Raw genomic sequence first — 18,794 nt, 5'->3', positions numbered from 1 at the left:
AGCAATTGAAAAAAATATCTTACAAAAAATTTCTCTTATGAGAATTCTTCTTCTGTTTGGGTTGATTACAACCTTTGTGAACGCTTATGGCCAGGACACGCAAAGAGTGGTGAAGATTCCTGTTATATTTCATATCCTCTATGCAGACAGTATACAGGACAATGGAATCAATGCACAAAGCAGAGACCGTGGCAACAACACTCAATATTTGACAACAGAGAAAATAATGGCAGAGCTAAAAGACCTTCATGACGATTTTTTGCTGCTTAATGCTGATACATCTGATGTTTTAGACACGTTTAAAAGCAGGATAGGCAATCCCCGGGTGGAATTTTTCCTGGCGGATACTGTTCTTCAAAAAGGTGGTGAGAAAGGCATCATTCGCGTACCTACTAAACGCAATGAGCATAAATTGTATACACAGAGCAAAATCATTAACCCACGCAGGTTTTTGAATGTATATGTAGGAAATATTGGAAGCAGCTTTGTCAATTCTTATCCATGGACAGACAGTAAGGATGATGCTGTACATCTGGATTTCACCTGGGTTGGCCTGGATTACCGCCTCCTGACACATGAAGTAGGTCACTGGCTTGGACTCTGGCATATCTACGGAGGTAATGGTAAATGCAAAGGCGATAATTGCAAAGGTGAAGGCGACGAAGTGGCTGATACCCCGCCTCAGCGAAATTGCACAAATACGATTTGCGTTTACTGTCCGCCCGATGTTCCGGATCAATCTTGCGAAAAAGGAAAATCGAGCAATTACAATAATTATATGGATTACTCGGGCTGCAGGCGGATGTTCACCCAGGGGCAAGTCAAAAAAATGCGCGGCACGCTGACAGATCACAGAAGCGAGTTATGGAATAATTCACAATTAAAATAATGGTCGGCCTGGAGCATCAGTTTACAGGAGTTCCTTATCCTATTGGAGGATTGGCCCTGACGACTCCCTTCTACTTTGAGCCCTGTAAAACCAGGCGCTCACGCACCGGACATGCGCCTATATTTGTACCCGACATACAGGAAAGGAAAAACACGCTGGCAGATGCAGATGGCCTACTCTTTCTAAGGATAATATTGGCCTGTGCAACCTCTGCTGCAACAAGCAGTCGGTGGGATGGATATAAGTAACTATTTCAGAGAGCGCTTCCCTCGTTTTCGGCGGGTAGTCCGACTCATTGTCTCCTTTTTTAACCGGTTCATCTCCTTCGTTGGAAATTACAGCACTTTCAAGCGCTGCTTCCTTATTTTTTGTAAGATAGGTTGCAGCTCCTTCTAGCAGACTTTCAGCGGTGGGGTGACCAATCAGCCCCATGGCATGAAGTATTTTTGCCTGAAATTGTAGAGCACTATAGCATGTCTTGTCTGTAGTATGACAAATATGACTAGCCTGAAAAGTGGCCAGATAGCTTTCAATTTCCGCCCGTCGCTCTGGTGCCAATTCTAATGGGGTTGGTCCGAATATGCAGGATTTACATTGCGCCTTATTACAATTGTCAGGATGAAGTCTATTTTGAGCCATAAACCATTTAAAATTTCAGTAATTCAATTAGCCCTCTCAATGGGTAAGGCCACTTCTTTCAATTCGACGTCTTTAAAGTAGTAATCCTTTTAACATCTTCTTCCAGCTCGGACAAATAGAATACTTTCTTTCGAGGTCCAAGATCATGACGACGAATCACTGACATCTCAACATACTTTCGAAGCGTAGGTGCGGAAACACCAATTATCTTGCATACCTGCCGAATTGTAAGAGGGGCATCGGAGTTCTTTTTAATATGCGGGAAATATTCCTTTAGGCATTCCAAAACGACGCTTCGTATAAAATGTCTTGCCTGGTCGACACTGAATCCTATAAACTGCACTTGCTGTGACATTACTTTTCTTTTTCACAGCAAAGATTCCCACAGAATTAGTCAGCTTTTCTTATATAGGTGAATGATAGGAAATTTAAAAATTGTTCTTATCCAGCTACCCCCTAATCTGATGTTTCTGAAGGTAATTTGCTACGTAACTGTCAACCGAGAATTCTGAACCCTTCTGTCGGTTGTTCCACCAGGATACAATTTCGGATTTTCTAAACTTATAATTTCTCCCTTGTCGCTGAAATGGTATCTCCCCGTTTGCGCACTTCGCATATATAACGTTGATGTCGACATTTAACATATCAGCCACTTCTTTTACACCAATAACGGTTTCGATCTCACGGTCTGTAAAAGCCGTAGCGCATAGTTCAAGTAATTTTGTTACCGTTACCTTAATCTCACTAACATCGGCTTCAAGCCGAGAAAGCCTTTTATCTAAATCTGGTGACATGGTTACTGCTTTTTAATATTAATAGAAATTCTATTTGATGCGGCCGCTCTTTTCTTCGCTCTTACCTGCGTGTATCGTTCAGTCGTCTTAACGTGTTTGTGATTGAGCATCTTAGATACCACATAAATATCTTCACCTTCCTCCAGCAATTTGGTGGCATAAAGCCTACGCCAATTGTGGAACTTGGCCTTCTCCAGCAATCCCAATTTTGCGAACCATTGCTGTAAGTGGCTGCGCATGGTACTATAATTGAGGCCAGGAAATATCAATACATCTTTGTTATCTTGGGGGGGTGTGCCCAGGAAATCGACAGCTTGTTGGCTAATATACTGCCGGAAGGATCTTCCCGGTTTAGGATCAATGATCTCAAAATACCAGGATTTCAAAGTTTCGCTCCAATGGAGGTGCTTCCATCTCAGTATCTGTACTGCGCCGAACCGGAAGCCGGATAACAGTGCAAATATTGATGACCGGTAAACAAGATCATTGTTACATGGGTTGTCAATCAGCAATTGCAGTTCTTGATCATCAGGCAGTGCAAATTCAGTTTCGATGTTGCCAATCCGGTCAACGCGTAAGCCATAGTCCTCCGATAGATATCGGGCTAGGAAGGCTTCTTCCACTAGTATCAGAAACTTATCGAAGTAAGAAGCGGCTGAATTTTGGGCCAGTTTCACCTTGGGTGACTTTAGGGACCCGGTATTTAGTAAAAAGTCTTTGAACCGAGTGATGAATATTTCATCGATATGCTTAAACTTGAGGTGCTCACCGACGAAATTTTTCAGATACTTCAAACAAACTTCATAATGGAAAGTATCGACCTTATCTTTTTGCTTTCCTCTAATATAGTTCCAGGCGAAGGTATATACATCTGCTTCGAGTGCGTCCTTGTTGAACAGGCCATTGGCATCGAGCATCAGTACTTTCATGCGCTGGAGATAGATCTTCTCAGCGATCTCCTGATGAATTTTATTTAGCTTCAGTTCTACATCATTGGTAGGTTTTGTGTAGAGGTGAAGCTTCAGGTATTCCCGGCGGGTATATATTTTTTTAATCGGATTCCAGACCGGCGGGAAATAGTCTATATACAAACTTACTTTCCTACCGCCTGCTATTATCTTTTTTCTTAGATTTCCTCTCATACACAGTATATTTTTCGATGATATACTTAATCACAGTCTCCTTATGAAATCGAAGGTTACTATCAATCTTTATTTTGGGGAATGCTGGATCCTCCATCATCCGGTAAAGTGTTCGCTCACTCAAAGTGGTTACATATGCCAGGGTAGTAATATCCAGTAGTTCCTTGGGGTGATCTTTGTTGGTGGTGGGTAGTGAAGAATTAATGCCGGTTACAACAGCCGCTGTTTCAGATTCTGCTTTTTGGAGCTTGGCTTGTTGCACTTTCAATTTATAATTGCGTTGAGCGCAGACAAGGCTACAAAATTTCGTAGTAATCTTTTTTGCGATAAAGATTTGCTGACAATGCTGGCATACTTTCTTTATGTTCAAATTGCTACTCATATGCTGCCATTTTAAATGTTAGGGCATTATTTTTCTTCTCTCCCTTTACGTTGATATCTTTCTAACGCCTTAAACTGTCTACAGCTGCCGCCAATTGCCTATGGCTGTCGATAACTGTCTGTTGTTGCCTATAACCGTCTATAACTGCCAAATCCGCATTATCTCCCCCTCCATTTTTGTACCCCGGGAATTTGGGCATTTGAGGTACAAACGGGGTACACAACATTATAGAAAAACGGTGAAACAACAAAAAAACGTTGAATTTTTTTATTGAAAATCAAGTAATTGTGAAAATATGAGAAAGTATGAGAAAGTATAAAAAAGCGTCTACTTGCCAATACAAAACTTACTAAAGATCCAGTCCAGCTGCTCCTCGTTCGTGATCTCTCCTGTGATCTCACCGAGGAAATGCAAACACCGCCTGATATCCAGGGCCAGCAGGTCGCCCGGCAAACCGCTATCCATCCCGGTGCGTACATCCTGCAACGCCTGCAGCACGGATTGCAATGCCGCGTAATGCCGCGCATTCGTTACAATGGTGGCTTCCGTATTAATATCGCCGCTCATTACTTTTTGCACCAGCCGGTCCTTCAGCAGATCAATATGCGCATGATCTTTTGCGGAAATAAACAGGATGTCAGGGATCCCTGCAAACTTAGCTAGCGCCTCGCTTTCGCCTAAAACATCCATTTTATTACCCACCAGCAGGTAGTTAATACCGTCCTGCTCAAAAAGGGAAATCTGTTTACGTATATCCGCTGCTGTTAGCTCTATTACATCAAACAAATAGATCACCACACCTGCTTCTTTGATCTTCTCCAGGGTTTTTTGTACTCCAATGCTCTCAATGGTATCCACACTTTCACGGATGCCGGCGGTATCGATCAAACGGAATAATATCCCCTGGATATTCAGCACTTCTTCAATGGTATCACGGGTGGTGCCTGCAATATCGCTCACAATAGCACGGTTCTCATTTAACAGGGTATTCAGCAAGGTAGATTTACCTGCATTGGGCTTACCAACGATCGCTGTATTCACCCCATGTTTTATCACATTACCCATCCGGAAGGAATCTGTTAAATGCTGCACCACTTCCAGGGCTGTTTTGATCAGTGCATAAAGCTGCGTACGATCCGCAAATTCCACGTCCTCCTGGCTAAAGTCCAGCTCCAGCTCTATAAGAGCAGAAAAGCGGATCAGCTGCTCGCGCAAGGCCTGCAGCTCCCTGGAAAAGCCACCCCGCATTTGCTGCATGGCGGTTTGGTGGCTGGCGGCGGAATGGCTGGCTATCAGGTCTGCTACCGATTCTGCCTGGGCCAGATCCAGCTTACCGTTCAGGAAGGCGCGCATGGTAAACTCGCCCGGTTTGGCCAGGCGGGCGCCGGCCTGTATGCAGGCATCTATTAATTGCTGTTGTATGTAGGGCGAGCCGTGGCAGGATAGCTCTATTACATTTTCTCCGGTATAGGAACGGGGGCCTTTGAACAAGCTCACCACAACTTCATCAATGATCTTACCATCTGATACAATGCTGCCCACATGCAGGGTATGGCTGGCCTGCTGCAGTAGGTCTTTAGAGGGGAATAGCTGGTTGCAGATGGTAATGGCCTGCGGGCCGCTTAAACGGATCACGGCAATAGCGCCTACGCCCGGGGCGGTGGCCAGGGCCACTATGGTATCATCGTATCCTGTGAGTTTGTTTGACATAATAAGAGCGCAAAATTACGCTAAAAAGGAATGCACTGCCGGTTAGCCCAAAGAGCACATAGGAATAATGTTCGCCTTGAGGCCGGCTGATAAAGGAATGGTATGCCCTCAGCTGTGGTCAGCCTTCTATACAGCTGGAAGCTCCGCTATTCCACACCTCGCTAGTTCGCAAAAAAAATTCCCCACCGGTCAACCGGTGGGGAATTCAGTAATATCGTTTTAACAGTACTACTCTTGCAAAGTGAAGCGGATGGGCAGGTTGAACTGTACGGATACCTGACGGCCGTTCTGCTTACCAGGTTTCCATTTGGGCATGGTTTTCACCACGCGTACAGCTTCATCTTCCAGACCACCACCTTTGGCGGCGCCAACTGTTTTTACGTCTTTGATTGTACCTTCAGAATCTACCACAAACTGCACAAATACAGTTCCGGAAATACCGTTTTCCTGTGCTACGCGCGGGTAACGGATGTTCTTGCTCAGGTATTTGGCCAGGGCTTCCTCACCACCGGGGAAGGTAGGAGGTTGCTCCACAAAGGTAAAGATCTCTTCTTTCGGCGGCGGGGGCGGTGCTTCTACCACACCGGTACCTTTACTGTCTTCCAGCAATCCCGGGTCAATACCGTTAGGATCACCTTCCATGGTTTTAGTACTTACCGCTTTATCCTTGATCTCTTCTACTTTTGGTGGTTCTTCTTCCGGCGGCACCTCGTTATCTTTCTTAATAACGGGTGGTGTAAACTGCACTGAAGGTTTCACCGGCGGGGGTGGTGCAGGCGGAGGAGGAGGTGGGGGAGGCGTTTTCGGATCATCCGGAAGCTTAATGTCTTCCATTTTGATCTGCTCAATAACGGGTTTCTTCGGATTTCTATCCTCGATACCCTTTATGATATTGCTGACAACATAGCCGCCTACGCACAGGAGCGCCACACTTGCAGTGCCGATGAGGGCATTGCGTACGCGCTTCTCGTACTTTCTTCTTAGTTCATAAGCACCGTATTCTTTATTCCTGCCTTCAAACAGGATATCGAGAAAATCGGCTTTTAGTATTCTAGCTGAATCCATTGTCTGTTTTTTATAGATGGATGCAAAAAATCTGCTTTTTCCACAAATTACTGTGCGCCACCTGTATTAGCCGTTTCGGTTTGCCTGATCCATTGCTTATCCTGGTCGCTGATATCAACGGCAGCATAACGCTGGATACGGTTAATGGCCATTTCATCCAATATATCCACGAAGTTCTTGTAAGTCGCGTCGTCATTGGCTTTAATGATCACTACCACGTCTTCAGGTTCTCCCTTTGCATTGCGCAGCTGTGCTACTTCATCTCTTTTCTTGATGAGCACATCCCGGATACCGTTTTTGTTGGCAAAGGAAGTTGCCTTGAAAAAGTCCGGGTTAGCAGATGCGTTCGGGTCCTGGGCAAGACCGGCGTAGTAATATACACGGTTGTTCTTTCCAAGCAATATAGTAAGGGCAGTACTCTCTTTCACTTTATTCTGCTCCTTCTCATCTTTGGTATCCTTGGGCATGATCAAGTCCATGGTTTTGGGCTTGGACATGGTAGTGGTGAGCATGAAGAAGGTGATCAGCAAAAAGCCTAAGTCCACCATCGGCGTCATATCCACACGGGTAGAAAGCTTTTTCGATTTCGTTCCCTGATGTTTCTTTCCGGCACCACTACTGCTGGTATCCATTTCTGCCATAGTAGCTCTTTTTTTTTGTTTGTGATAGCAGCGCGCCTTCCGCGGAAAACACCTGCCGTTTACTAATGACTATTCTGATTTCTTAGCCGGTGCAGTACCTGCGTTAGCCAACGCTGCAGCAGTACCCGGAGGTATTGATTCCAAGCTGGTTACCAGGTTCAGCTTCTGTATCTTCAGATCCTTAAAGGTTTGCATGATCTCCTTTATCTTGGGATAAGGGGTACCATTATCTGCTTTGATACAGTATTGCAGTCTGGGGTTTCCACCCTGTGCAGTTCTGGCGTAGTTTACCCAGGTTGACAGCTCATTATTGGCTGAATCAGAAGGAATCCCTGTTTCCAGGCCGGAAGCTTTACGCTCCTCTGCTTTCATATCCAGGTAGGCTTTCAGGTTCTTTATTTCAGTACCAACACTGGCGCCTACTATAAAGTTATTCATGGCCTTTTGATCCAATCCCAGCTTGAACTGTGAGTTCAGGTCCTCGATCATTTTCTTACGCTTGGGCTGACCGTCCATGCTAAAGAAAATCCTGCCTTTGGTATCCACTGTGAACATGATCACATCGGAATCAGGAAGCAGTTTAGTGTTAATAGAGGACGGAGTAACCACAGTCACCGGCTCTTCGGGCTTAAACTTAGTGGCCAGCATGAAGAACGTCAGCAACAGGAACGCAACGTCGCACATTGCGGTCATGTCGATGGTTGTGCTCTTCCGGGCCATTTTAACTTTTGGCATCTTTACTCCTTTTTAGTTTACTTTAAATAGATTCAAACCTGCTGGTTTTCCATACAAATAATTAAAAAATTATTTGTGGTTAGCAGCAAAGCTCTGAGTTAAAGTAAAGCCAGACTCATCGATTGCATAAGTGATGCTATCAATGTTGGTAGTAAAATAGTTGTACATGATGATGGATACAGCGGAAGTACCGATACCCAGAGCGGTATTGATCAATGCTTCAGAGATACCACCAGCCAGCTGAGCGGAATCAGGAGCACCACCGGTTGCCATTGAAGCGAACGCGCGGATCATACCTAATACTGTACCGAACAGACCTAACAGCGTTGCGATAGAAGCGATTGTGGACAGGAACACCAGGTTCTTTTCCATCATCGGCAGTTCCAGCGCAGTAGTTTCTTCGATCTCATTTTTAATGGTCAGTATTTTCTGATCAGTATCCAACTCAGTGTTGGAGATCATTTCTTTGTATTTTTTCAAACCGGCTTTGATCACATTACCTACAGAACCCTGCTGTTTGTCGCATTCTGCCAGGGCTGCATCAACATTTTTGTTAGCCAGGTGATATTGTACTTTACGTACCAGCTCAGCGCCGCTGAATTTACCTTTTGCTTTAGACAGGTAAAGGAAACGCTCGATCACGAAAGTTAAACAGATCAATAATACAGTGATAAGAATCGGTACGATAGGTCCACCCTGATAAACTGTGCCAAACCATTTACCAATGCCTTCTTCAACTGGATGCCCGCCTACAACGCCACCCTGAAAGTTTGCCGGACTACCTAATACAAAGATGTAAAAGAGTACGCCGATAACCAGGCAAATAGGAACGGCTAAAGCCGCAAACAGGTTGGATGATTTTTTAGGTTGATGAGAAGTTGTCGTTTTGGCAGCAGCTGCAGTCACAGTTGTTTTAGTCTCAGCCATGTTGATTGAATTTTAGTGTTAAAAATTAAACTATGGTTTTTTAGTATTTCCGTTTGGATTGAATTATTAAATGTAACAACTACAATTACGGTTTTCGCAAATATTAGACGGTTGCCTTAAAAAAACAAGTGCTGCTCAAAAAATCTCACAAAATTTAATCTCTCCACAAAAGCCTGTTGCAGACTTTTAATCTCCAAATTGATTGAGCATACACTTAAAACACAAATGAGTGAGCAACAATGTCTAATGGCTATTCTAAACCTGTATTGTTACTGTCCTTGAAAATCGAAATTTATTGATTTTTTTTCAAAGTTGGACGCACAATTTAAGGAAATTTTTAAATGTTCCAACAAATTTTATCATTATTCACATTTAAGTTCCCTTCAGCCACAGTAGCTGTTTTTAACTTATCGCCCCGCTAAAAACATGCCCTTCCCCACCCTTAGGCCTTCTAATTCATCACAATAGCTGAAAATGGCTGTTATATATCAAAGACAATATTAATATAATAATGCTAATTTACTAAATTTAAAAGTCCCTGGCCATTAACGTGGTCAATATACTGCTATTATTTCCATTCCTAAGACAATTGTAACGTTTATGGAATTTCCTGATAAGTTACTGCATTATATATTTATTTGCAACAACGGATAAAATAAAGATATCCTGTCAGAAATCAACCCTTTTGATCAAACATTATGAACATGCATGTAAGAAGCAGGTCTGTTGCGGTAGCAGCAGTCCTATGCTGTGTAAGCCTGGCACTTAGCGCACCGGCATCTGCACAAAGGAAAAAGAAAAAACAGGCAGTAACCGCCGGCGCAGCAAAGGACACCACCGCCAAACCACCCATTATACCACCACAGGGCACGCCTAAAGCCAATCCCAAGCCATTCAGCGAGCTAATTACCCCCAAAGCAAAAGCTGATTCCGGCCTGTTCAACATTTATAAGCTGGATGACAAGGTATATTTTGAAATAAGCGATTCCCTGCTGGGCCGTGATATCCTGGTAGTGAACCGCATCTCCAAATCCGCCGCCGGCCTGCGCTCCTTCTTTTACGGCTACAGCGGAGACCAGATCGGTGAAAACGTGATCCGCTTTGAAAAAGGACCCAATAACCGCATTTTCCTGAAGAACGTTTCCTATAGCGAAATATCAAAGGATAGCACCCAGCCTATGTTCAACGCGGTAATGAACTCCAACATACAGCCCATTGCCGCGGCCTTTGATATCAAAGCCTTTTCAAAAGAGAACAACGGCAGTATTATAGACCTCACAGACTATATTAATGGTGATAACGAGATCCTGTTCTTTGACCAGCGTATGAAAATGGGCCTGCGCCTGGGTGGCGTACAGTCTGATAAATCTTACATTGTGGATGTACGCTCCTACCCTATTAATACAGAGATCAAAACCGTTAAAACCTATTCCAAAAGCGGCGCACCGGGCGCTCCCGGTTTTCCGCCTGCTGCCGGTGGCAATGCTACCCTGGAGCTCAACAGCTCCCTGGTACTGTTACCCAATGTACCTATGCAGCCCCGGTACTTTGACCCGCGCGTAGGCTTTTTCACCACCAGCGTAACCGACTTTGATGCAGATCCCCAGGGCGTAAAACGCCTGCAGATGATCACCCGCTGGCGCCTGGAGCCTAAGGACGAAGACCTGGAAAAATACAAACGCGGCGAGCTGGTAGAGCCTAAGAAACCCATCATATTTTATATAGATCCTGCTACACCGGCTAAATGGCGCAAGTACCTGATACAAGGGGTGAACGACTGGCAAACTGCTTTTGAGCAGGCCGGCTTCAAAAACGCCATCCTGGCTAAAATGGCGCCTACTGCCCAGGAAGATTCTACCTGGTCTTTGGAAGATGCCCGCTTTTCTGCTATCGTGTACAAGCCTTCTGATATTGCCAATGCCAGCGGTCCGCACGTACACGATCCCCGCTCCGGCGAAATACTGGAAAGCCACATTAACTGGTACCATAATGTAATGCGCCTACTGCGCAACTGGTATTTTGTACAATGCGCGCCCAATGATCCCCGTGCGCGGACAATGGAGTTTGATGATGAGCTGATGGGAGAGCTGATCCGCTTTGTATCCTCGCACGAAGTGGGCCACACCCTGGGCCTGCGGCATAACTTCGGCTCCAGCTCTGCCTACCCGGTAGAAAAGCTGCGCGATAAGGCCTGGGTGGAAAAGAACGGGCATGCTCCTTCTATTATGGACTACGCCCGTTTTAATTACGTAGCACAGCCGGAAGATAGTATTACCGGCGCCGACCTGTACCCCCGTATTAACTTTTATGATAAATGGGCTATTGAGTGGGGCTACCGCGAGATCCCGGAAGCAGCCACCGCAGAGGCAGAAAAGCCTATCCTGAATAAATGGACCATTAACCGCTTAAAAGATAAACGTTACTGGTTTGGTACGGAAAGCAACCCGGACGATCCGCGCTCACAGAACGAAGACCTGGGCGACAATGCCATGAAAGCCAGCTATTACGGCATTAAAAACCTGCAGCGTATCATTCCCAACCTTATGGCCTGGACCCGTGAACCGAACGAAGGATACAGCAACCTGGGTGAATTGTACCGCGAAATAACCGGCCAGTACTCCCGGTACCTGGGCCATGTAGTCAAAAATGTAGGCGGCATTTATGAAACGCCTAAAACAGTGGAGCAGGAAGGCGCTGTGTATGAAGCCGTACCCAAAGCTACCCAGCAGGAGGCTATTAAATTCCTGAACCAGCAATTATTCATTACCCCTAAATGGTTATTGGATAAAGATATTCTGCAACGTACGGGTAATGATGCTACCACGGTGATACTGGCACGCCAGGAACCCATACTGGACCGCTTATTAAGCACTGCTACGCTGAACAAGCTGTTAAATGCATCAGCCATGGAAGGCAATAATGCTTACCAGGCTACAGACATGATGAATGATCTGAAGAAAGGTATTTTCAGCGAAGTATATACGCACAAGCCTATTGACATTTTCCGCCGCAACCTGCAAAAAGTCTATGTGAAAAATCTTACAGAGCTGCTGGCGCCTGGTGGTGGTTCCAGCCTGAGTGGCGGTATGACGATCATGTTCGGCAGCGCGCCGGCAGATCCCAGCAGAACAGATGTAAGCAGCATTGCACGTGCACAGCTGACTACCTTGCGTAATGAGATGCGCGCCGCTGCTGCAGCTATGCCGGATAATATGAGCCGTTATCACTTAACGGATTTGGTGCAGCGTATCACTTCGGCATTAGAACCGAAGTGATAATTACGAATTGTCAATTACGAATTACGAATTGAGTAGATCGTTGTGAGATAGTGCATTTGTAAGTTGTTGTAAAAAAAGGAGTCCTGCATATAAAAATGCAGGACTCTTTTTATGTCAAACTCGTTGTTAAATTATTATGCATTTAACTTAAAATACAGTACACTTTTTCGCAGGACTAATTCGTAATTCAATCCTCCTTTTCCTCCGCTGGTTTGCTTTTCCACCACGTAGCCAGGGCCGATCCGGTAATATTCATTAAGGGACCAAATACTGCCGGCGCTAAGCCTACTGTGGCCAGCTTGCCCATTTTTAATGCCAGCCCAGAGGCTAGTCCGCCGTTTTGCATGCCTACTTCCAATGCTACGGTACGGCAATCTTTTTCCGGCATCCGGAACAAACGGGCGCCCCAGTATCCCAGGAAATACCCGCACACATTATGCAGCAAGGTTGCTATCACCAGCAACGGGCCTACCGTAAGCAGGCTATCACGTCCGCTAGCCGTTATTACTACTATGATCAATCCTATGCTGATCATAGATACCAGGGGCATAGCCTCATCCAGCCACTTGAATTTGCCATGCAGGAAATGATTAAAGACCAATCCCAGTATAATAGGTAAGATCACGATCTGGATAATATGCCACATCATATCCAGGAACACAATATCTACATATTGCCCGGCCAGTAACTTCATCCATAAGGGTGTAATAATGGGCGCTAGGAGTGTAACCGTTGCCGTTATAGATACAGATAAGGCCAGGTTAGCGCCTGCCAGGTACGACATTACATTAGATGCCAGCCCGCTGGGGCAGCTGCCGATCAAAATAATACCTGCTGCTATTTCCGGTGGAAAATGAAACAGCTGCGTAATAGTAAAACCGATCAGCGGCATAATAGTATAATGCCCGATAATGCCAACGCCAATACCCATGGGCATTTTAGCTACCTGTGCGAAATCCTTCCAGCTTAAACCGGTACCCATTCCGAACATAATAAGCTGCAACAGCGGCACTATCAGCTTCGACAATTTGAAATCACCTACCTGGATGAAATGCTGCGGGTAATACATAGCCATGCTTACCGCTGCAAAGATCATCACCGTGTATGAAAATCCTTTTAATACCGGGTATCCCCTGAAAGCCAGTGCCAGCATAGTAAAGCCGCACATCAGCAACCAGCCGCCTGCCGCGTGTAAGTGCAGAATGGTAGTAATAATGTAAGTAATAAAAGCCAGTGCGGCTATATACCAGAATAGTTTGTGCATAATGAATGGTTTATAGTATCAGCTCCACAGCCGGTCCCAGGAGCGGTTATCGTCCCATTCCGGTGTAGGTGCAAAGTAACTTTTATCTTCAGGCGCCAGGTGTTTTTTCAGCTCTTCATCATTCAGCTCTATGCCTAATCCCGGTTTGTCAGGCACAATAGCAAAACCTTTTTCAATAAGCGGCTTATCTGACTTCACTAAACTATTCCAATACGGTACATCCAGCGAGTGATGTTCCAGCGCTACAAAATTCTGCGTTGCTGCAGCGCAATGCACATTGGCCATAAAGGAAACCGGCAGGCCAGCAAAGTGCATGGCCATCGCTACACCTTTTTCTTCCGCATAATCACCAATACGTTTGGTTTCCAGGATGCCTCCGGCTGTTGCCAGATCAGGGTGTATAAGATCTATTGCATGCGCATCTATCAATTTAATAAATTCTTCTTTCAAATAAATATCTTCGCCGGTAAGGGTGGGCGTATCTATTGCATTGGTGATCTGTTTCCATTGTTCGGTGAACTTCCAGGGGATCAGGTCTTCCAGCCAGGCCAAACGGTAGGGTTCTACGGCCTTGCCTAAACGAATAGCGTTGTTCTGGTCAAAATGTCCGTAGTGATCAGATGCCAGTGGTATATTATAACCTACTGCTTCCCGCACCTGGCTGATGCGCTGCGCCAGTATATCCAGTCCTTTGGGGGTGATCTGCACCTGCGTGAACGGGTGTTCTGTAGCGCCATAGGTCATAGGCTGGTTGGTCCATTGCCGGCCTACATCCCAGAAATTATCATTCACCAAAGCGCCGGGGGTATTCTTCAGCAGCTCAATCCCAAAATCCATTTTCAGAAAAGTATAGCCTTTACCTTCCAGGCGGTCTTTAAGCTTGGCTGCAAATTCAGTTGGGTCTTCCACTTCAGGCGTATCTGCATACAACCTTACGCGATCACGGTATTTACCGCCTAACAGCTGGTACACGGGTACGCCATAGGCTTTACCGGCGAGATCCCATAATGCCATTTCCACACCGGACACTCCTCCCCCCTGCCTGCCATGGAAGCCAAATTGTTTAATACGTTTAAAGATCATTTCCACGCTGCAGGGATTCATGCCCAGTATGCGGCTTTTCAGGAACAGCGCGTACCGCCAGCTTGCGCCATCTCTTACTTCACCCAGGCCGTAAATACCCTGATTAGTGTCTATACGGATAATGGGACAACGCCCCGTTGAGTTCATTCCAATTGCGTAGCGCATATCTGTGATCTTAAGATCAGATGGTGCAGAGGTGCGGTTCACTTTGGAAGTGCTGAAGGCAAGCGTATCTTCCAGCGGTGAAAACATAAAACCACCCAGCGCTAAACCGCCCAGGGTTCTTTTCAGGAAAGAGCGGCGGTTGTCCAGCGGTTTTTCATCATGTGGATCTGCTGGTTCGGCTACGCCAAGTTTTGAAAGGAATTTTTGTGAGGGAGTATGCATAAAATAATGTTTTGAAGTAAGAGGTATGATGCAGGATGTAAGATGAAATGATGGAGGAAGTAATTTGCTACCATGTTCTGTTCTGCATGAATTTGTCCAGCTCGGGACGGCTCATGGGCAGCTTATTGCCCTGGGTGTCCAGCCATTGCAGGAAATCTTTTTTGATAGCATCGGTCCATTGGGTATCTATCTGGCCGGGTGTGTACTTGCCTTCCCGCAGGCGCTGGTGGCCGAATTGGTCGCGCAGTGCTATGAACTCCGCGTTCAGCACTACCTCCTCCAGCAGATGCGCAGGTATGAATATTACGCCGCCTTTTTTTGCCAGCACCACATCGCCCGGCAGCACCGTTGCACGGCCAATGCGGATGGGTACATTAATGCCGGCCAGCATCATTTGCTGTATATAGGAAGGATCGTAACCTTTTACCCAGGCGGTGAAACCATCTATTTCCTCCAGCCCTTCCATATCGCGCACCGATCCGTAAAAGATCACACCATTCCTGGATTTGGCGTAAATAGAATTACCCAGGTTATCACCGATCAATGTGCCATCCACTACCTTGCCATAACTATCCGCTACATATACATCACCGTTAGAGAGTACGTCAATGGGCCAGGAATTGGTGCCGCCAATACGGCCTTCTGCCTTGCCTTTGTCTTTGATCAGCTGATCCATATCCGGGCGCATAGGCATGTACTGGGCAGTTACCACGCGGCCGGTCATTACCTGCTCATTACGCAGCAGCATCCACTCGCCTTCAAACTGGTTCTGGTAACCTTTGTTGCGCAAAATGCCCCAGGCTTCTTCAATGGATATTTTCTTCAGGCGTTGCAGCAGGGCATCCGGCACTTTGGGGCGCCCATCAGGAAACCGTTCTCCTGTCCAGGCAGCCGTGAGGGTCTTTATCTGCTCCGGTGTTAACGTTACCTGCTGTGCGCGGGCAATATCAGCCAGTAACAGGAAGCCGGCCAACAACCAATAAGTGAAATGTAATTTCATATATGCTGTACGTTTAGTATCGTGTCATTTCACACCTCACCACATACGGATGTTTAGCTCATCTGCGACAGCGCTTCCGGGTGGTGTATGATGTTAAAGAGATCCCGGTATCCGTAGCGCAGCCGGTGGATGTTTCTGTTTGGGAATATCCTGGTTGGGTCTTCATAAAGCTTACTGCAGCAAAAGGATCAAGTTGCTGCATTGGCGTCCTAGCTGCACAAAGGTTTCCGGTATTACATCTTCAGCTTCTGTATCTTTTTCTAAAATTTCCAGGGTAAAATGGCATAACCGTGGATAGTAACTGCTGTGCTACTCATACAGCATTGGTAAAGGAGCGTATCAGTTTCATAACGGAATTTCAATCATCCTTAAAAATTAGGAATAATTATGGAGCTTTTCAAGCTTCACCACTGAAATAATATGCTGGCAGCAAGTCCTGCTTTTTTGCCATTTGCAACAAACTGGTTATTGCAGTATGAATAAGCATTTCAATTGTAATATAAATTGCTTAATATAGCTTATTTTTATCTTATAACTGAAACCTCAAAACCGGAACCGGTATAACTGCCCGTTCTAAAGAAAACGACAAAACTCCAATGAAAGAACGCAGTAAGATCACCATCTACGATATTGCCCAGGCGCTGAGCCTGTCTGCATCGACCGTGTCACGGGCCTTGCAGAATAACCCCCTGATCAATGATGAGACCCGCGATAAAGTGCAGAAAATGGCTGCTGAAATGGGGTATGTGCCCAACTGGATCGCCTCCAGCCTGCGCAAGAAACGGTCTAATATTATCGGGTTAATTGTGCCGCGTACTTCCATGTATTTTCAGAGTACTGCTATCAGCGGCATTCAGCATGAAGCGCATAAATATGGTTTTAGTATTGTGATCGGTCAGTCGGATGAAACCGTGGCCATGGAAAAGGAGCTGGTACACACGTTCTTTTCCCTGCGGGTGGATGGGCTGCTGGCAGTAGCGTCTATGTTCACCACCAACTACGAACATTTCAGCCCTTTTATAAAGAACAATATTCCCCTGGTGTTCTATGACCGTGTGCCTATAGACTTCCCGGGCTACAGCATTACGGGCGATGATTTTACCGGCGGCTACCTGGCTACGGAGCACCTGATAAAACAGGGCTGTAAACGGATAGCGCACTTTTCCGGTGTGCTCACCTGTAACCTTTACCAGCAGCGGCTGGCGGGTTATAAAGCCGCACTGGCAAAGTATAATATTCCATATGATGAGCAGCTGCTGTATATTCACAATCTTACTACAGATGCGGCAGCTACTGCGGCGCAGGAGCTGCTAACCAGCAAGCCGCTGCCGGATGGTTTGTTTGCGGCCAATGATACGTCTGCAGTATCTTTTATACAGGAAGCGCGGCGTCACCAGATCAACATACCGGAACAGATAAAAGTGGTGGGCTATTCCAATGATTTGTCCTCCCGCATCATTTCTCCTTCCCTCACTACGATTGAGCAATCGGGTTATAAAATGGGGCAAAAAGCCGTGGAAACGGTGATCCAGCTCATTAACCAGGATGAAAATGTAAAAGTGACCAAGAACTTTGTGTTCCCTGTAGAGCTGATCCCCCGGCAATCCAGCTTATTAGAATAACAAATATATACCTACAACTGACTAAATGTAAGAGAATGCTGAAAACCTTTATTACTCCCTGCCTGCTGGGCACTGTTATTTTCCTGGGCGCCTGCAATAAGAACATCTATGTTCCCAATACAGTGAATGCTCCTTTATTAAAAGAGCAATTTGAATTTAAAGGGAGCCTGTCTCCCACCAATTACCAGGCTGCTTTTGCCGTTACCGATCATATTGCTGTTATGGCTAACGGGCAATATGTATTTCGTCCCTTTGGCAATAATGATGATAATGATGATGTGTTTGTTGATAAATACGCAAAAGGGGGCTTGTTTGAAGGCGGTGTAGGATTTTTCTCGCCTTTTGGTTCGAAAAAGCGGATGGTGTTTGATGTTTATACCGGTTTGGGTTCCGGTAGCTTTAAAACGCTGGATGCAGCGTATCATGACGATGGTAATACCGGTAATGTGAATGATTACCTGTTACGCTCCCATTTCAGCAAATTCTTTGTACAACCTAGTATTGGTTTTGTGCATCCTGCCATTGAAACCGCCTTTAGCAGCCGTTTTTCTGTAGTGAACTTTTACGATATGTCCCTGGGCAATAAAGTGTTTGAGAATGACGCTGAGCGGCGGGATGGCTTTGGGCAGATCAGCCAGAAAACCCGTTTTTTTATGGAGCCGGCCTTTACCTTCCGTGCGGGTTATAAGTATGTGAAGTTCCAGATGCAGCTGTCTTTTTCTGTTCCTTTGTCTGATAACGGGTATGAGAACAGGGATGACGGATCCGTTGTAAACAAGTACTTTCAGCCGGTGTCGCTGGGGTTAGGCGCATCGATTAATATTGCGCACTGGTATGATGATTTCCACAAGAAATAGCTACTAAAAGGTATAAAAACAAAAAGGCTCCGATCATATGATCAGAGCCTTTTTAATAAATACGGCGGCTACCTACTCTCCCGCATTGTGGTGCAGTACCATCGGCCATGAGGGGCTTAACTTCTCTGTTCGGAATGGGAAGAGGTGAACACCCTCGGCATAACCACCATAAGATCTTGTAAAGCTTAAAGGATAAAGCTAAAAGCATAAAGCCTGCTGGCTTAGTGCCTATAACAGCTATCCTTAGCTATTATGGTGCTCAGGCTTTCTGCTTTACGCTTTCAGCCTTCGCCTAATAATTTACATATTGGGAAGTTGTACAGAGATATATTAAAATAAAATTAAAGCTTACGGGCAATTAGTACTACTCGGCTGCGAT

16 protein-coding genes and 1 rRNA gene are annotated in these 18,794 nt (G+C 45.6%); 4 read left to right on the top strand and 13 right to left on the bottom strand.

Annotated features, from left to right (window positions below; genetic code table 11):
* Positions 1 to 37 precede the first annotated feature (37 nt).
* Positions 38 to 889 carry a M43 family zinc metalloprotease gene (locus BMZ54_RS23115; RefSeq protein ID WP_089917895.1) on the top strand — a complete coding sequence of 284 codons (852 nt, stop codon included), beginning with the start codon at positions 38 to 40 and terminating at the stop codon, positions 887 to 889.
* Between the two features lie 117 nt (positions 890 to 1,006).
* Here the strand turns inward: BMZ54_RS23115 and BMZ54_RS23110 are convergent, their stop codons facing one another.
* From BMZ54_RS23110 to BMZ54_RS23065, 9 genes are all read right to left on the bottom strand, one after another.
* A complete protein-coding gene (locus BMZ54_RS23110) occupies positions 1,007 to 1,528 on the bottom strand; it encodes a hypothetical protein (protein WP_089917894.1) in 522 nt (173 codons plus the stop codon).
* Between the two features lie 449 nt (positions 1,529 to 1,977).
* Positions 1,978 to 2,322, bottom strand: coding sequence for a helix-turn-helix domain-containing protein (locus tag BMZ54_RS23100; protein WP_089917890.1), 345 nt, complete (start codon positions 2,320 to 2,322; stop codon positions 1,978 to 1,980).
* A gap of 2 nt (positions 2,323 to 2,324) precedes the next feature.
* The gene (locus tag BMZ54_RS23095; protein WP_089917889.1) at positions 2,325 to 3,464 is read right to left on the bottom strand and encodes a phage integrase SAM-like domain-containing protein; all 1,140 of its coding nucleotides are present in this window, start codon (positions 3,462 to 3,464) and stop codon (positions 2,325 to 2,327) included.
* A complete protein-coding gene (locus BMZ54_RS23090; RefSeq protein ID WP_089917887.1) occupies positions 3,424 to 3,846 on the bottom strand; it encodes a helix-turn-helix transcriptional regulator in 423 nt (140 codons plus the stop codon). The genes BMZ54_RS23095 and BMZ54_RS23090 overlap by 41 nt, the downstream gene beginning before the upstream one ends.
* A 327-nt stretch (positions 3,847 to 4,173) precedes the next feature.
* Positions 4,174 to 5,556 (bottom strand): tRNA uridine-5-carboxymethylaminomethyl(34) synthesis GTPase MnmE, encoded by a 1,383-nt coding sequence (gene mnmE, locus BMZ54_RS23085; protein ID WP_089917885.1) that lies wholly within the window; start codon positions 5,554 to 5,556, stop codon positions 4,174 to 4,176.
* A gap of 228 nt (positions 5,557 to 5,784) precedes the next feature.
* Complete coding sequence (locus tag BMZ54_RS23080) at positions 5,785 to 6,621, bottom strand: energy transducer TonB (RefSeq protein ID WP_089917884.1); 837 nt, start codon at positions 6,619 to 6,621, stop codon at positions 5,785 to 5,787.
* Between the two features lie 47 nt (positions 6,622 to 6,668).
* The gene (locus BMZ54_RS23075) at positions 6,669 to 7,262 is read right to left on the bottom strand and encodes an ExbD/TolR family protein (RefSeq protein ID WP_089917881.1); all 594 of its coding nucleotides are present in this window, start codon (positions 7,260 to 7,262) and stop codon (positions 6,669 to 6,671) included.
* A gap of 69 nt (positions 7,263 to 7,331) precedes the next feature.
* Positions 7,332 to 7,997, bottom strand: a complete 666-nt coding sequence (locus BMZ54_RS23070) for an ExbD/TolR family protein (protein ID WP_089917879.1) — start codon at positions 7,995 to 7,997, stop codon at positions 7,332 to 7,334.
* 69 nt (positions 7,998 to 8,066) lie between these two features.
* Positions 8,067 to 8,924 carry a MotA/TolQ/ExbB proton channel family protein gene (locus BMZ54_RS23065; RefSeq protein WP_089917877.1) on the bottom strand — a complete coding sequence of 286 codons (858 nt, stop codon included), beginning with the start codon at positions 8,922 to 8,924 and terminating at the stop codon, positions 8,067 to 8,069.
* A 704-nt stretch (positions 8,925 to 9,628) separates the two neighbouring features.
* Between BMZ54_RS23065 and BMZ54_RS23060 the strand changes: the two genes are divergently transcribed.
* Entirely contained in the window at positions 9,629 to 12,199 is a 2,571-nt protein-coding gene (locus BMZ54_RS23060; protein WP_089918474.1) for a zinc-dependent metalloprotease, read from the top strand.
* Positions 12,200 to 12,389: 190 nt separating this feature from the next.
* On the opposite strand, the gene BMZ54_RS23055 is transcribed toward BMZ54_RS23060, so the two are convergent.
* The 3 genes from BMZ54_RS23055 to BMZ54_RS23045 all read right to left on the bottom strand — a co-directional run bounded on the left by BMZ54_RS23055 (position 12,390) and on the right by BMZ54_RS23045 (position 15,936).
* Entirely contained in the window at positions 12,390 to 13,466 is a 1,077-nt protein-coding gene (locus tag BMZ54_RS23055; RefSeq protein WP_089917875.1) for a bile acid:sodium symporter family protein, read from the bottom strand.
* 18 nt (positions 13,467 to 13,484) lie between these two features.
* Complete coding sequence (locus BMZ54_RS23050; RefSeq protein ID WP_089917873.1) at positions 13,485 to 14,936, bottom strand: mandelate racemase/muconate lactonizing enzyme family protein; 1,452 nt, start codon at positions 14,934 to 14,936, stop codon at positions 13,485 to 13,487.
* Positions 14,937 to 15,003: 67 nt separating this feature from the next.
* Complete coding sequence (locus tag BMZ54_RS23045; protein WP_089917871.1) at positions 15,004 to 15,936, bottom strand: RraA family protein; 933 nt, start codon at positions 15,934 to 15,936, stop codon at positions 15,004 to 15,006.
* A 596-nt stretch (positions 15,937 to 16,532) separates the two neighbouring features.
* Here BMZ54_RS23045 and BMZ54_RS23040 point away from each other — a divergent pair.
* A complete protein-coding gene (locus BMZ54_RS23040; RefSeq protein WP_089917869.1) occupies positions 16,533 to 17,558 on the top strand; it encodes a LacI family DNA-binding transcriptional regulator in 1,026 nt (341 codons plus the stop codon).
* A gap of 35 nt (positions 17,559 to 17,593) precedes the next feature.
* Positions 17,594 to 18,415 carry a hypothetical protein gene (locus BMZ54_RS23035; protein ID WP_089917867.1) on the top strand — a complete coding sequence of 274 codons (822 nt, stop codon included), beginning with the start codon at positions 17,594 to 17,596 and terminating at the stop codon, positions 18,413 to 18,415.
* A 59-nt stretch (positions 18,416 to 18,474) separates the two neighbouring features.
* Here the strand turns inward: BMZ54_RS23035 and rrf are convergent.
* Positions 18,475 to 18,586, bottom strand: a 5S ribosomal RNA gene (rrf, locus tag BMZ54_RS23030).
* Positions 18,587 to 18,794: the final 208 nt, after the last annotated feature.

It is taken from the genome of Chitinophaga rupis (assembly GCF_900109685.1).
In the GTDB taxonomy this organism is placed as follows: Bacteria; Bacteroidota; Bacteroidia; order Chitinophagales; family Chitinophagaceae; genus Chitinophaga; species Chitinophaga rupis.
This window is presented reverse-complemented; position numbering and strand designations above follow the sequence as displayed.

What these genes read in the sequence shown, in the direction of transcription:
- BMZ54_RS23115 (WP_089917895.1), top strand. Translation starts at nt 38, where the DNA reads ATGAGAATTCTTCTTCTGTTTGGGTTGATTACAACCTTTGTGAACGCT.
- BMZ54_RS23110 (WP_089917894.1), bottom strand. Translation starts at nt 1,528, where the DNA reads ATGGCTCAAAATAGACTTCATCCTGACAATTGTAATAAGGCGCAATGT.
- BMZ54_RS23100 (WP_089917890.1), bottom strand. Translation starts at nt 2,322, where the DNA reads ATGTCACCAGATTTAGATAAAAGGCTTTCTCGGCTTGAAGCCGATGTT.
- BMZ54_RS23095 (WP_089917889.1), bottom strand. Translation starts at nt 3,464, where the DNA reads ATGAGAGGAAATCTAAGAAAAAAGATAATAGCAGGCGGTAGGAAAGTA.
- BMZ54_RS23090 (WP_089917887.1), bottom strand. Translation starts at nt 3,846, where the DNA reads ATGAGTAGCAATTTGAACATAAAGAAAGTATGCCAGCATTGTCAGCAA.
- mnmE (WP_089917885.1), bottom strand. Translation starts at nt 5,556, where the DNA reads ATGTCAAACAAACTCACAGGATACGATGATACCATAGTGGCCCTGGCC.
- BMZ54_RS23080 (WP_089917884.1), bottom strand. Translation starts at nt 6,621, where the DNA reads ATGGATTCAGCTAGAATACTAAAAGCCGATTTTCTCGATATCCTGTTT.
- BMZ54_RS23075 (WP_089917881.1), bottom strand. Translation starts at nt 7,262, where the DNA reads ATGGCAGAAATGGATACCAGCAGTAGTGGTGCCGGAAAGAAACATCAG.
- BMZ54_RS23070 (WP_089917879.1), bottom strand. Translation starts at nt 7,997, where the DNA reads ATGCCAAAAGTTAAAATGGCCCGGAAGAGCACAACCATCGACATGACC.
- BMZ54_RS23065 (WP_089917877.1), bottom strand. Translation starts at nt 8,924, where the DNA reads ATGGCTGAGACTAAAACAACTGTGACTGCAGCTGCTGCCAAAACGACA.
- BMZ54_RS23060 (WP_089918474.1), top strand. Translation starts at nt 9,629, where the DNA reads ATGCATGTAAGAAGCAGGTCTGTTGCGGTAGCAGCAGTCCTATGCTGT.
- BMZ54_RS23055 (WP_089917875.1), bottom strand. Translation starts at nt 13,466, where the DNA reads ATGCACAAACTATTCTGGTATATAGCCGCACTGGCTTTTATTACTTAC.
- BMZ54_RS23050 (WP_089917873.1), bottom strand. Translation starts at nt 14,936, where the DNA reads ATGCATACTCCCTCACAAAAATTCCTTTCAAAACTTGGCGTAGCCGAA.
- BMZ54_RS23045 (WP_089917871.1), bottom strand. Translation starts at nt 15,936, where the DNA reads ATGAAATTACATTTCACTTATTGGTTGTTGGCCGGCTTCCTGTTACTG.
- BMZ54_RS23040 (WP_089917869.1), top strand. Translation starts at nt 16,533, where the DNA reads ATGAAAGAACGCAGTAAGATCACCATCTACGATATTGCCCAGGCGCTG.
- BMZ54_RS23035 (WP_089917867.1), top strand. Translation starts at nt 17,594, where the DNA reads ATGCTGAAAACCTTTATTACTCCCTGCCTGCTGGGCACTGTTATTTTC.